Genomic DNA, 12,286 nt, shown 5'->3' with positions numbered 1-12,286 from the left:
CCTGTGGCAGTAGAAGCATCGCCCATATGCGTACCGTATCGACCCGCGCGTCTGCGCTCATCCTCGTCGCCCTTGCCGGTGTCGGCCTTTCCGCCTGTGCCCGTGGCGGCGCGGGGGCGGGGCGCGACCTGCCCTATGTCGCGCGCGACGTCGGCACGCTGTATTCGGCGGCCAAGAGCCGGCTCGACCGGCACCAGTACAAGGTGGCCGCCGCGCTGTTCGACGAGGTCGAGCGCCAGCATCCCTATTCGGTCTGGGCGCGCCGTGCGCAGTTGATGGGCGCGTTCAGCTATTATCTCGACGCCGACTATACGAAGGCGATCGCCGGGGCGCAGCGCTTCCTGTCGGTCCATCCCGGCAACCGCGACGCACCCTATGCCTATTACCTGATCGCGCTGAGCTATTACGAGCAGATCAGCGACGTGACCCGTGACCAGAAGATCACGATGCAGGCGATGGACGCGCTGGGCGAGCTTTCGCGCCGCTATCCCAACACCTCCTATGCCGCCGATGCGCGGCTGAAGCTCGACCTGGTGCGCGACCACCTGGCGGGCAAGGAGATGGAGATCGGCCGCTTCTACCAGCAGCGCGGCCAGTGGCTGTCCGCATCGATGCGGTTCCGCTCGGTCATCGACCAGTATCAGACGACGACCCACGCCCCCGAGGCGCTGATGCGCCTGACCGAGACCTATCTGGCGCTGGGTGTGCCGGGCGAGGCGAAGAAGTCGGCCGCGGTGCTCGGCGCCAACTATCCCGGCACCGAGTGGTACCAGCGCGCCTACGACCTCATCAGCGACAAGTCGCCGCCGCCGCCCAAGCCGATCCCGGTCACCTATGCCAAGCCCAAGCCGCTGACCGGTGAGGTGAAGCTGGAAGACACCGAGGAACCGCCGGCCCAGCCGACCACGACCCCGCCGCCGGTCACCCCGTCGCCGGTCGGCCCGACCACCGGCGCCACCGGCGGCAGCCCCGGCGCCCCGGGCGGCGTGCCGAACTGACGGGGCGGGTAGGGGCGGCGCAACCCATCGCACTACCCGAACTGGAACGGTCGCGAACTTCCCGAGCGGTGCCTCATCCCACCGTACCCCGGCAAAGGCCGGGGTCCAGTTGGGGGACGTGGACGACGTACGGAAAAAGCCTGCCCAACTGGACCCCGGCCTTTGCCGGGGTACGGTAAGGGGGGCACAGCGGTCCTCTCGAATCCTGCCGTACCCCCGCGCAGGCGGGGGTCCAGAGCCCAACAGAACTACGGGCGCGTGAGCCACCCTGGACCCCCGCCTGCGCGGGGGTACGGCATAATCGATCCGTTCGACCCCCAAAACCCACCCCCCAACGCACGAAGCCATTTGTTCTCCGGCTGTTCCGCGGGTATGGAGGGCGCGATGCTGACGGCGCTTTCCATTCGTGACGTGGTGCTGATCGAGGCGCTCGACCTCGATTTCGCGGCCGGGCTTGGCGTGCTGACCGGCGAAACCGGCGCGGGCAAGTCGATCCTGCTCGACGCGCTGGGCTTGGCCCTCGGCGCGCGCGGCGATACCGCGCTGGTGCGCCACGGTGCGAAACAGGCGGCGGTCACCGCGATCTTCGCACCGCCGGTGCCCGACGGGCCGGTGGCGACGCTGTTCGACGACAACGGCCTCGACCTCGAACCCGGCGAGCCGCTCATCATCCGCCGCATCGTCAAGGCCGATGGCGGCAGCCGCGGCTTCGTCAACGACCAGCCTGCCTCCGCCGGATTGCTGCGCGACCTCGCCCCGCATCTGGTCGAAATCCACGGCCAGCACGACGATCGCGGCCTGCTCAACCCGCGCGGCCACCGCGCGCTGCTCGACGGTTTCGGCCGGATCGACACCGCGCCGCTCAGGAGCACCTATCGCGACTGGCGCGATGCCGAGGCCGCGCTGGGCGCGGCGCTGGCCGGGATCGAGGTGGCGCAGCGCGACCGCGACTGGCTCGAACATGCGGTCGACGAACTGACCGCGCTCGCCCCCGAAGCCGGCGAGGAAGAGACTCTGGCCGAGCGCCGCCGCGCGATGCAGCGCGCCGAAAAGGTCGCCGACGACCTGACCCAGGTCGAGGAGCGGCTGGACGGTCCCAACGGCGCGCTGTCGGCGCTGCGACAGGCGGGCCGCGCGCTCGAACGCATCGCCGAGGCGCATCCCGCGCTCACCGAATCGCTGGCTGCGGTCGACCGCGCGCTGGTCGAGGCGGAGGCGGCCGAGACTGCGTTGCGCGAGGCGACCGATGCGCTGGCGTTCGATGCCGCCGCGCTGGAGGACGACGAATCGCGCCTGTTCGCGCTCCGGGCGATGGCGCGCAAGCACCGCGTCCAGCCCGACGACCTCGCCACGCTCGCCGACGACCTTGCCGCCCGCCTCGCGCTGCTCGAATCGGGCGAGGCCGGGATCGGCGCGCTGGAAAGGAAGGTCGCCGTCGCGCGTGCCGCCTATGGCAAGGAGGCCGACCGCGTCCACGCCGCCCGCCTCGACGCGGCGCAGCGGCTCGACGCGGCGGTCGCGGGCGAACTGGCACCACTGAAACTCGACGCCGCGCGCTTCCGCACCGTCGTCGTCGAACTCGACGACGGCCAATGGTCGTCCGCCGGCCGCGACCGGGTGGAGTTCGAGATTTCGACCAACCCCGGCGCGCCCTTCGCGCCGCTCGCCAAGATCGCTAGCGGAGGCGAACTCTCGCGCTTCATCCTCGCGCTCAAGGTGGCGCTCGCCGAAGAGGGCGGGGCGGCGACGATGATCTTCGACGAAATCGATCGCGGCGTCGGCGGCGCGGTCGCCTCGGCGATCGGCGACCGCCTCCACCGCCTGTCGCGCGCCACCCAACTGCTGGTCGTCACCCACAGCCCGCAGGTCGCGGCGCGTGGGCACCGCCATCTGTTGATCGCCAAGGCGCATGACGGCATCGTCACCCGCACCGGCGTGCGCCCGCTGTCGAGCGACGAACGCCGCGAGGAGATTGCGCGGATGCTCTCGGGCGCCGAGATCACCGACGAGGCCCGCGCCCAGGCCCGCCGCCTGATCGAACCGGCATGACCGAACCGCCCCGCACGCCCGACGGCCGCTACATCGTGGTCGATGGCGTGCTGTGGCGCGCGACCCGCCCCGATCTTACCGAGGCGGAGCGCGAACGGCTGGTCCACGAGCTGATGGACGCGAGGCGCGCGGTCGGTGCCGGCAAGCGCGCGGGCGACGACGCGGCGGTGGCGAAGGCGCGCCGGTCGGTCGACGCGGCCAAGATCGCACTCGGCGAACGCGGCCCGGTCTGGTGGGACGACGGTGCGCCGGACCATGACCGGCATAAGGTGGAGAACACGCCGTACGCCGGTTGGTGGGCGGGGCGGTAGGTGACATACTGATCCCCGCGCCGGATTCAGTCGCTACCGAACGAACGGCCCGCCATCCGTCACCTCGGGCTTGATCGAGACTTCTGCGAAAAGTGCCAACCTGTACCCCGGCCAAGGCCGGGGTACGGGGAGTGCCCTGTGGCAGCGACAAGCCGCTGTCCTACAACGCTACGGTCTGCCACACTCGCCGACGCTCTTTGAAAACCGCATCCCCGCCGACGCCCGGCACGACTTGCGACGCGAAAGCGTGGCGAGTGTGACTTTCGTGACCTTTGGCGGAAAACCGCCGTTTCCGGGCCCGCCACGGGCAAAGCCCGTGCCGTCGGACGGCGCCTGTCGCGCCGCCGGCCGGGCGCGCCTCGTGCGGCTCGATGCAGCTTCGCTGCATCTTGCCCGGCGCGCCCTAAATCGCACTGTTCTTCGCCGCCTTCGTCGCCGGATCGAACATATAATGATGCCACGCGAACACCGTCGCCGCGCTGCGATGCGGACGCCAGTTCTCCGCCAGCTCGCGGATCGTCTTCTCGCTCGGCCGCTCGGGCAGGCCCAGGATGCGCCCGATCTCGACCTGCACCGCCAGGTCGCCTGCCGGCCACACGTCCAGCCGCCCCTCGGCGAACAGCAGGTAGATTTCGGCCGACCACCGCCCGATCCCCTTCACCCGCACCAGCTGCGCGATCGCTTCCTCGTCGTCGTCCGGCAGCTTGGCAAGGTCCAGCCGCCCGCTCAGCACCTCGTCGGCAAGGCTGCGGGCATAGCCGCTCTTCTGCCGCGACAGCCCGGCGGCGCGCAGTTCATCGTCGGTCCTGGTCGCGATGCGCGCCGGGTCGGCGGCATCGCCCAGCGTCGCCTCCAGCTTCTTCCACACCGCGTCCGCCGCCTTGTAGCTCACCTGCTGCCCGACGATCGTGCGCAGCAGCGTCACATAGCCGCGCTCGCGGATGCGCGGTTCGGGATAGCCGGCATAGGCGAGCGCGGTCGCGAAGCCCGGTTCGATGGCGGCAAGCGCGTCGAGCGAGGTGCGCAGCTGATCGGCGGAAAGGCCCATGGGCGGTCCTTGAAAAGCGTGCCGCCCCCCGGCATGGGACGGCGACAGGAGAATGAACGATGCCCATGCTTACCGTCGTCGACCGTGCCGGGGAAGAACGAACCGTGGACGCGGAGGTCGGGCTGTCGGTCATGGAGGTGTTGAAGATCAACGGCTTCGACGAACTGCTCGCGCTGTGCGGCGGCTGCTGTTCGTGCGCGACCTGCCACGTCCATGTCGACCCGGCCTATCTGGACCGGCTGCCGGCGATGAACGCGGACGAGGACGACCTGCTCGACGTGGCGGACGACCGCGACGCGACGTCGCGGCTGTCGTGTCAGGTGCGGGTGACGGCGGGGCTGGATGGGATGCGGGTCACCATTGCGGCGGAAGATTGAAGACGAAGCAGCGAAGCTGGTTCGCATCAATCTCCGCCCGGCCGGCGGGGCATCGCCCCGACCGACGACATGGGCTTTGCCCATGTCGGGCCATCGCTCGCGGAACCCCGTTCTCGATACGGGCTCTCGACTACGCTCGATCCCTACTCGAACCGAACGGTGTGGGCGGGAAAGGGAGTAGGAGAGGGGCAAAGGGCAGCGCCACCCCCATCTCCATCCCCACCCACCCCGTTCGGTTCGAGCAGCTTCGAGCCTGTCGAGAAGCGTCCGTCGAGAACCCGCCCGCCCCGAACGCACCCGACATGGGCAAAGCCCATGTCGTCGGACGGGCCGCCGGCCCGCCGGCCGGGCTTGGAAGGCTGCGAAATAGCTTCGCTATTCCGTCAGGCTTCCTGCGCCATCGCCACCGCATACAGCGCGATCGCCGCCGCATTCGACACGTTCAGGCTCTCCACCCGGTCCGAAATCGGCAGCTTGGCGAGGATGTCGCAATGCGCCTCGGTATTCTGCCGCATCCCCTCGCCCTCGGCGCCCAGCACCAGCGCGACCCGCTTCGGGCCCAGCGCCTGTGCCAGCGTCGTGTCGGTCTTGCCGGTCAGCCCGACGCGCCAGTATCCGGCCTCGCCCAGCTCGACCAGCGCGCGCGACAGGTTCACCACCCGCACCCACGGCACGTTCTCCAGCGCGCCGGAGGCCGAGCGTGCGACCGTGCCCGATTCGGGCGGCGCGTGCCGGTCCTGCGTGACGATGCCCAGCGCGTCGAACGCCGCCGCCGAGCGCAGGATCGCGCCGACGTTATGCGGGTCGGTCACCTGATCGAGCAGCAGGATTGGCCGGTCGTCGTCGCGCCCCTGTTCGATCAGGTCGGCCAGCCAGATATCCTCCAGCGGGTCGGCCTCGATCACGATCCCCTGGTGCGGCGCGTCGGCGGGGACGAGCCGGGCGAGGTCGGCGACCTCGGCATAGACCACCGGCACCCCCTCGGGCAGCACCAGCTGCGCACCCATTTCGTGCGTGCACCAGATCTTGCGGATCTTGCGCTCGGGATTGTCGAGCGCGGCGAAGGCGGCGTGGCGGCCCCAGAAGCGCGGACGCTGCGGCGATGCCTTGCTGGGGCGGTGTCCTTTGCGGGCCATGTCAGTCTTTCTCGGGGATGGCGTAGGGGTCGGTGGCGACCGGCCGGGTGGGCAGGGGCGGACGCGGCAGCGGCCGTTCGGCATTGGCCGCGCTCAGCAGGATCGACGCGAGGATGATCGCGTTCTGCCGCATGTCGGGCCCTTTGAGGTGGTCGTAGGTATCGATGCTCGTATGGTGCAAGCGGCTGCCATAGTCGAGCGGGTCCTGGATGAACTGATAGCCCTGCAGCCCGACCGACTGGAAGAAATAGTGATCGGTCGACCCGGTGCGCCGGTTCGCGACGGTCGTCGCGCCCATCGACGCGAACGGGGCCAGCCAGTCGCGCAGGATGGGCACGGCGGCGACGTTGCTCTCGGCATTGATCCCGCGGATCCTGCCCGACCCGTTGTCGATGTTGAAATACGCGGTCATCGCGTCATAGCCGGGCTTCTTCGTGATCGGGAAGCGGTTGGTCCAGCCATAGAAGCGGGCGAGGCCGCCGTCCTTGCCGCCCGCCGGTTCGGGCCGCGACGCGATATGCCGCTCGACATAGGCGAGGCTGCCGAGCAGCCCCTGTTCCTCGGCATTCCACAACGCGAAGCGGATCGTCCGCTTCGGCCGGACCTTCAGCGTCGACAGGATGCGCGCCGCCTCCATCACCACCGCGGTCCCTGCGGCATTGTCGGCCGCGCCGTCGCCCGCGACCCAGCTGTCGAAATGCGCGCCGGCCATGACATAGCCGGCCCCGGGGTCGGTGCCGGGCAGGTCGGCGATGATGTTGTAGGCGGTGGGGTCGCTGTCGTCGAAGCGGACCTGCGTGTCGATCTCGATCGTCGGGGCGGGGCCGCTGACCGACAGCCGGGCGAGCCGGCGATAATCCTCAGCCGCGATCTCGATCGCCGGCACCGCCGGCGCGACATCGCGGGTGAAGAGATAGCCCGATCCATGGAGCAGCTTGCCGTCGCGCGACGACATCGTCGCCATCGCCACCGCGCCTTCGCTCTTCAGGAACGCATCGAGCTTGCGCGCGAAGTCGAGCCGCCTGGCGCGGCGGTCGGTATCGGCCGGATCATAGACCGGCTCGCGCCAGCTGTCGGCCTTGGCGAGGTCCTCGCCGGTCAGGCGGCGGAACGGCGCCTCGCCGGGTTCCGATCCGTCGCCCGGCCGGGTCACCATCACCACCTTGCCGCGCAGCTTGCCGCGCCAGTCGGCGAAGTCCTTCTCGTCCGCGATCGGCGCGACGATCACCGGTGCCGACACCGGGCCGTTGGTGCCGGGCGTCCACGCGATCGGGATCGCGGTCAGCTGTACCGGCCGCGGCGTGACCATGCGTACGCTGGCGCGCTCGATCGTCCAGCCGCGCCCGAATTCGAACCCCTCGGCGGTGGTGGTCAGCCCCCATTCGCGGAACTTCGCCTGCGTCCAGCGTTCCGCCTCGCGCATCGCCGGCGAATTGGGCAGGCGCGGGCCGATGCGGTCGGTCAGGTGCTGGGCGATCGGCATGACCTGCGTCTGCGACGTGCCTTCGTCGACGATGCGGTTGACGGCGTCGCGGTCGACGCTCTGTGCGGCCAGCGGGGCGGCGATCAGGGTGGTAGCCAGCAGGATTGCGCGCAAGATCAGGTTCCTCGGACAGCGAAAGCGATGTTCGCGACGCTAAGTTGCCCAACAATATGGCGCAAGGCGTTGACAGCGCCGCTGCGGGACGGCAATGGGCGCGCTCGCTTCGGGGCTGGCCCCGCAAGTGGCGGCTGGACAGGTGGCCGAGTGGTTAAAGGCAGCAGACTGTAAATCTGCCCGGGTTTCCCGTACGCTGGTTCGAATCCAGCCCTGTCCACCACCGCCCGCGCGAACGAGCGCGGCGGTGTTTCGCGGGAAGCATGAACATTCCGACCCCGATCCTCTTCGTGTTCGCCGCGCTGTTCGAGATCGGCGGCTGCTTCGCCTTCTGGGCATGGTGGCGGCTCGACCGCTCGCCCTGGTGGCTGGTGCCCGGCATCGCCGCGCTGATCGGCTTCGCATGGATACTGGCGCACAGCGACACCGCCGGGGCGGGGCGGGCCTATGCGGCTTATGGCGGCATCTACGTGCTGGGTGCGGTGCTGTGGGGCTGGTCGGTCGAAGGGCTGGTGCCAGACCGCTTCGACCTGATCGGTGCCGCGCTGTGCATGGCGGGCTGCGGCGTGATCCTGTTCGGACCGCGATAGGGACGTACTGGAGCGGGTAGCGGGAATCGAACCCGCGTATTCAGCTTGGAAGGCTGCTGCACTACCATTGTGCTATACCCGCCCGTACGCTTGCCGCGCGAAGGCTTCGCCACTGCCACAGCCGGGCCGGACAGGTCAACCGCCGCGTGCAAGACTTTGCCCTGCCAAGAAAAACCCGTATGGCGGGTTCGAATCGTACCTGGGGAGGGTGGTTTGTTGAACGAAATGATCGCGGCGGTGGGCGATGTGCTCAGTGCGCACGGACCGGCGGTACAGGCGGCGGCGAGCTATGCGCCGTCGGACTATTCGATCCATTTCTTCCTGCAACTGGCGGTGATCCTGCTCGCCTGCCGCGTGGTCGGCTGGGCGGGCAAGCGCTTCCTGAACCAGCCGCAGGTGGTGGGGGAAATGATCGCCGGCGTCGTCCTCGGCCCTTCGCTGCTCGGCCTGTTCTTTCCGGACGTACAGGCGGCGATCTTTCCCAAGGAAACGCGCGGCGTCCTCTATGCCGGGGCGCAGCTGGGCGTGGGGCTCTACATGTTCCTCGTCGGGCTGACGCTGCGGCTCGACCATTTCCAGACCAAGGCGAAGAGCGCGGCGATGGTGTCGGCGGCGGGGATCGCCGTCCCCTTTGCCCTCGCATTCCTCGTCACCCCGCTGCTGCTGAACGTGCCGGGGCTGTTCGCCGAAGGCATCTCGACCGGCAGCGCGACGCTGTTCATGGGCGCCTGCATCGCGCTCACCGCCTTCCCGATGCTCGCGCGGATCATCCACGAACGCGGCCTCGCCGACACCGCGCTCGGCACGCTGTCGCTGACCGCCGGGGCGTTCGACGACGCGGTGTCGTGGTGCGTGCTCGCGATCGTGCTGGCGACCTTCGGTGCGGGTGCGGGCGTCGCGATCCTCGCGATCGGCGGTGCGATACTCTACGCGCTGTTCCTCGTCCTGTTCGGCAAGCGCCTGCTCGCGCCGCTCGGCCGCGCTGTCGAGGCGAAGGGCGAGATGAGCATGACCGTGCTGTCGGTCACGCTGATGCTGTTCTGCCTGTCGGCGTTCTTCATGGACGCGATCGGCATCCACGCGATCTTCGGCGGCTTCATCCTTGGCGTGTTCATGCCCCGCGGACTGTTCGTCGAGGAGCTGAAGCGCAAGGTCGAGCCGCTGGCGGTCGTGCTGCTGCTACCGATGTTCTTCACCTATTCGGGGCTGAACACGCGGATGGATACGGTCAGCTCGCTGCCGCTGCTGCTGATCGCGCTGGGCGTGCTGGCGGTGTCGATCCTCGCCAAGTTCGGCGCCTGCTGGGCCGCGGCGCGTCTTGCGGGCGAGGACAATCGTACCGCGCTCGGCATCGGCGCGCTGATGAACTCGCGCGGGCTGATGGAGCTCATCATCATCAACATCGGCCTGCAAAAGGGGATCATCGGCCCCACGCTGTTCGCGATGCTGGTGCTGATGGCGATCGTGACGACGGTGATGGCGACGCCGCTGTTCGAGGCGGTCTATGGCAAGCGGGCGCGGGCGAGCGGCGAACTGGGGACGATTGATCGCACGCAGGCCGCGTAAGCCACTGGCGTTCGCCGGGCGGACGCCATAAATCGCGCGGACAATGGCAAAGATCACGACTCCGCGTCCCGTCCGCGGCACCCAGGACATTTTCGGCGATTTCGAGCGGCGTTTCACCCACGTCGCCGAAACCTTCGAACGCGTCCGCCGGCTCTACTGCTTCGCCCGCGTCGAGGTGCCGGTGTTCGAATCGACCGCCGTCTACGCCCGCTCGCTGGGCGAGACGACCGATGTCGTGTCGAAGGAGATGTATTCGTTCGAGGATCGCGGCGGCGATTCGCTGACGCTGCGCCCCGAATTCACTGCCGGTATCGCCCGCGCGTACCTGACCGAGGGGTGGCAGCAATATGCCCCCCTCAAGCTGGCGACGCATGGCCCCGTGTTCCGCTACGAACGCCCGCAAAAGGGCCGCTATCGTCAGTTCCACCAGATCGATGCCGAAGTGATCGGCGCGGCCGAGCCGATGGCCGATGTCGAGCTGCTGGCGATGGCCGACCAGCTGCTCCACGAACTGGGCATTGCCGACGGGGTGACGCTGCAGCTCAATACGCTGGGCGATGCCGAAACGCGTGACGCATGGCGCGCGGCGCTGGTCGAGCATTTCATGGGGCATCGCGGCGACCTGTCGGAAGACAGTCTCAAGCGCCTCGACAAGAACCCGTTGCGTATCCTCGACTCAAAAGACCCCCGCGACCGCCCGATCGCCGATTCGGCACCGGGGATCGATGCGTATCTGACGGCGGAAGCGGCCGACTTCTTCGCGGCGGTCACGTCGGGGCTGGACGCGGCAGGGGTCAAATGGACCCGCAACGACCGGCTGGTGCGCGGGCTGGACTATTATCGCCACACCGCCTTCGAATTCGTCACCGACCGGCTGGGCGCGCAGGGGACCGTGCTGGCGGGCGGACGCTACGACGGGCTGATCGAGTCGCTCGGCGGGCCGGCGACGCCGGGGGTCGGCTGGGCGGCGGGGATCGAGCGGCTGGCGATGTTGCTGGAGGAGCCGGCGGTACCGCGCGCTGCCGTCTGCGTGATCCCGCGTGAGGGCGAGGCCGACGTGCCGGCCATGACGCTGTTGCAGGATCTGCGCGCCGCCGGAGCGGTGGCTGACATGGCCTATCGCGGCAATATGAAGCGGCGCATGGCCAAGGCAGATACGCAGGGTGCGTCGATGGTCGCGCTGGTCGGAGCGGATGGTGGCGTCACTGCCAAGCTGCTGGCGACCGGTCGACAGATCGACATAGCCGCCGAAGACCGGGAGGCATTTCTGCACGCGGCCACCCTGTATTCGTCGGGCGTGACCGATAGTGACGTCGAGGGCGATTCGGTGCTGGAGGAAATGATCGGCGAATGGCGCGACGGGCTCTGGCAGGCATCGGATAGCGAATGACCATCGCCCCCGAACGCATCGCCCAGATCGAGGCGCGGCGCGACGAACTTGCGGCGCAGATGGCGACCGGCGACCTGCCCGGCGACCGCTTCGTCGCGGTGTCGAAGGAATATGCCGAACTCGAACCCGTCGCACAGGCGGCGGGCGAGGTGCGGCGGTTGCGCGCCGAAAGCGATAGCCTGAGCTTCATGACGCAGGACGCCGATGACGACCTGCGCGCGATGGCGGTCGAGGAACTGCACGCGAACCGTGCGCAGCTCGACGCGGCCGAACGCGCGCTGGCGCTGGCGCTGCTGCCGCGCGATGCCGCCGACGAACGCGCGGCGATGCTCGAAATCCGCGCCGGCACCGGGGGCGACGAAGCGGCGCTGTTCGCCGGCGACCTGTTCCGCATGTACCAGCGCTATGCCGACAATCGCGGCTGGCGGGTCGAGCTGATCTCGGCATCGGTGTCCGACGCCGGCGGCTACAAGGAAGTCGTCGCCAGCGTCACCGGCGCGGGCGTGTTCGCCCGGCTGAAGTTCGAATCCGGCGTCCACCGCGTGCAGCGCGTGCCCGCGACCGAGAGCGGCGGGCGCATCCACACCAGCGCCGCGACGGTCGCCGTCCTGCCCGAGGCCGAGGATGTCGACGTGCAGATCGACGACAAGGACCTGCGCATCGACGTCTATCGTTCGTCGGGGCCCGGCGGCCAGTCGGTCAACACCACCGATTCGGCGGTCCGCATCACCCACTTGCCCACCGGGCTGGTGGTGATCCAGCAGGACGAGAAGTCGCAGCACAAGAACAAGGCCAAGGCACTGAAGGTCCTGCGCACCCGCCTGTACGAGGCCGAGCGCCAGCGGCTGGCCGACGAGCGCGCCGGCACCCGCCGCTCGATGGTCGGATCGGGCGACCGCTCGGAGCGCATCCGCACCTATAATTTCCCGCAGGGGCGGGTGACCGACCATCGCATCAACCTGACGCTCCACCGTTTGCCCGAAATCCTCGAAGGCGAGATGGGGGAACTGATCGGCGCCCTGATCGCGCAGGACGAGGCGGAGCGGCTGGCGACGCTGGATGGGTGAGGCGCGCGCGAGCGTGGGCCGGGATGAGAAGAAGGTTGTCTTCACGCGGAGGCGCGGAGACGCGAAGGGGTCGTGCTCACGGTCGGGTTCCGTGCCGCCAGGTGCCTTGTCTTGTGCAGGCGTGCGAAACGTCGGATCGCTGCGTGATCGCTATCGG

The 12,286-nt window shown here is 69.0% G+C and carries 11 protein-coding genes and 2 tRNA genes; 9 read left to right on the top strand and 4 right to left on the bottom strand.

Going from position 1 to position 12,286, the window contains the following annotated elements:
- The first annotated feature begins 26 nt into the window (after positions 1–26).
- From QLH51_RS06885 to QLH51_RS06875, 3 genes are all read left to right on the top strand, one after another.
- Entirely contained in the window at positions 27–998 is a 972-nt protein-coding gene (locus QLH51_RS06885) for an outer membrane protein assembly factor BamD (RefSeq protein ID WP_125654211.1), read from the top strand.
- Positions 999–1,382: 384 nt separating this feature from the next.
- Positions 1,383–3,047 (top strand): DNA repair protein RecN, encoded by a 1,665-nt coding sequence (gene recN, locus QLH51_RS06880; protein WP_125654213.1) that lies wholly within the window; start codon positions 1,383–1,385, stop codon positions 3,045–3,047.
- Complete coding sequence (locus tag QLH51_RS06875; RefSeq protein ID WP_125654215.1) at positions 3,044–3,358, top strand: hypothetical protein; 315 nt, start codon at positions 3,044–3,046, stop codon at positions 3,356–3,358. Before recN ends, QLH51_RS06875 begins: the two co-directional genes overlap by 4 nt.
- A 403-nt stretch (positions 3,359–3,761) precedes the next feature.
- Here QLH51_RS06875 and QLH51_RS06870 read toward each other — a convergent pair whose 3' ends face one another.
- Positions 3,762–4,406, bottom strand: a complete 645-nt coding sequence (locus tag QLH51_RS06870) for a DNA-3-methyladenine glycosylase family protein (protein WP_125654217.1) — start codon at positions 4,404–4,406, stop codon at positions 3,762–3,764.
- A 59-nt stretch (positions 4,407–4,465) separates the two neighbouring features.
- Between QLH51_RS06870 and QLH51_RS06865 the strand changes: the two genes are divergently transcribed.
- Positions 4,466–4,783: a 2Fe-2S iron-sulfur cluster-binding protein gene (locus QLH51_RS06865; RefSeq protein WP_125654219.1), complete on the top strand. Its 318-nt coding sequence runs from the start codon at positions 4,466–4,468 to the stop codon at positions 4,781–4,783.
- 383 nt (positions 4,784–5,166) lie between these two features.
- Here QLH51_RS06865 and rlmB read toward each other — a convergent pair whose 3' ends face one another.
- Both rlmB and QLH51_RS06855 read right to left on the bottom strand, forming a co-directional pair.
- Entirely contained in the window at positions 5,167–5,919 is a 753-nt protein-coding gene (gene rlmB / locus QLH51_RS06860) for a 23S rRNA (guanosine(2251)-2'-O)-methyltransferase RlmB (RefSeq protein WP_125654221.1), read from the bottom strand.
- 1 nt (position 5,920) lies between these two features.
- Complete coding sequence (locus tag QLH51_RS06855) at positions 5,921–7,516, bottom strand: M20/M25/M40 family metallo-hydrolase (RefSeq protein WP_206428755.1); 1,596 nt, start codon at positions 7,514–7,516, stop codon at positions 5,921–5,923.
- A 136-nt stretch (positions 7,517–7,652) separates the two neighbouring features.
- On the opposite strand from QLH51_RS06855, the gene QLH51_RS06850 reads away from it, so the two are divergent.
- Positions 7,653–7,739: transfer RNA gene (locus QLH51_RS06850), tRNA-Tyr, on the top strand.
- 40 nt (positions 7,740–7,779) lie between these two features.
- A complete protein-coding gene (locus QLH51_RS06845; RefSeq protein ID WP_125654223.1) occupies positions 7,780–8,106 on the top strand; it encodes a YnfA family protein in 327 nt (108 codons plus the stop codon).
- Between the two features lie 8 nt (positions 8,107–8,114).
- Here the strand turns inward: QLH51_RS06845 and QLH51_RS06840 are convergent.
- Positions 8,115–8,188 (bottom strand) — tRNA-Gly (locus QLH51_RS06840).
- Positions 8,189–8,331: 143 nt separating this feature from the next.
- Here QLH51_RS06840 and QLH51_RS06835 point away from each other — a divergent pair.
- Genes QLH51_RS06835 through prfA form a run of 3 tightly spaced genes read left to right on the top strand, consistent with a single transcriptional unit; the run spans position 8,332 to position 12,129 of the window.
- Positions 8,332–9,672, top strand: a complete 1,341-nt coding sequence (locus QLH51_RS06835; RefSeq protein ID WP_125654288.1) for a cation:proton antiporter — start codon at positions 8,332–8,334, stop codon at positions 9,670–9,672.
- 43 nt (positions 9,673–9,715) lie between these two features.
- Positions 9,716–11,062 carry a histidine--tRNA ligase gene (gene hisS, locus QLH51_RS06830; protein ID WP_125654225.1) on the top strand — a complete coding sequence of 449 codons (1,347 nt, stop codon included), beginning with the start codon at positions 9,716–9,718 and terminating at the stop codon, positions 11,060–11,062.
- Positions 11,059–12,129 carry a peptide chain release factor 1 gene (gene prfA / locus QLH51_RS06825; RefSeq protein WP_125654227.1) on the top strand — a complete coding sequence of 357 codons (1,071 nt, stop codon included), beginning with the start codon at positions 11,059–11,061 and terminating at the stop codon, positions 12,127–12,129. The genes hisS and prfA overlap by 4 nt, the downstream gene beginning before the upstream one ends.
- Positions 12,130–12,286 lie beyond the last annotated feature (157 nt).

The sequence above is a fragment of the Sphingomonas sp. 2R-10 genome (genome assembly GCF_030062225.1).
Classification (GTDB): Bacteria; Pseudomonadota; Alphaproteobacteria; order Sphingomonadales; family Sphingomonadaceae; genus Sphingomonas.
The sequence above is the reverse complement of the archived record's forward strand: the minus strand, read 5'-3'. Positions and strand labels throughout refer to the sequence as shown.

Bases quoted from the DNA above. Each gene is read 5' to 3' on its own strand.
- QLH51_RS06865 (WP_125654219.1), top strand. From the start codon at position 4,466: ATGCCCATGCTTACCGTCGTCGACCGTGCCGGGGAAGAACGAACCGTG.
- hisS (WP_125654225.1), top strand. From the start codon at position 9,716: ATGGCAAAGATCACGACTCCGCGTCCCGTCCGCGGCACCCAGGACATT.
- rlmB (WP_125654221.1), bottom strand. From the start codon at position 5,919: ATGGCCCGCAAAGGACACCGCCCCAGCAAGGCATCGCCGCAGCGTCCG.
- recN (WP_125654213.1), top strand. From the start codon at position 1,383: ATGCTGACGGCGCTTTCCATTCGTGACGTGGTGCTGATCGAGGCGCTC.
- QLH51_RS06885 (WP_125654211.1), top strand. From the start codon at position 27: ATGCGTACCGTATCGACCCGCGCGTCTGCGCTCATCCTCGTCGCCCTT.
- QLH51_RS06845 (WP_125654223.1), top strand. From the start codon at position 7,780: ATGAACATTCCGACCCCGATCCTCTTCGTGTTCGCCGCGCTGTTCGAG.
- QLH51_RS06835 (WP_125654288.1), top strand. From the start codon at position 8,332: ATGATCGCGGCGGTGGGCGATGTGCTCAGTGCGCACGGACCGGCGGTA.
- QLH51_RS06870 (WP_125654217.1), bottom strand. From the start codon at position 4,406: ATGGGCCTTTCCGCCGATCAGCTGCGCACCTCGCTCGACGCGCTTGCC.
- prfA (WP_125654227.1), top strand. From the start codon at position 11,059: ATGACCATCGCCCCCGAACGCATCGCCCAGATCGAGGCGCGGCGCGAC.
- QLH51_RS06875 (WP_125654215.1), top strand. From the start codon at position 3,044: ATGACCGAACCGCCCCGCACGCCCGACGGCCGCTACATCGTGGTCGAT.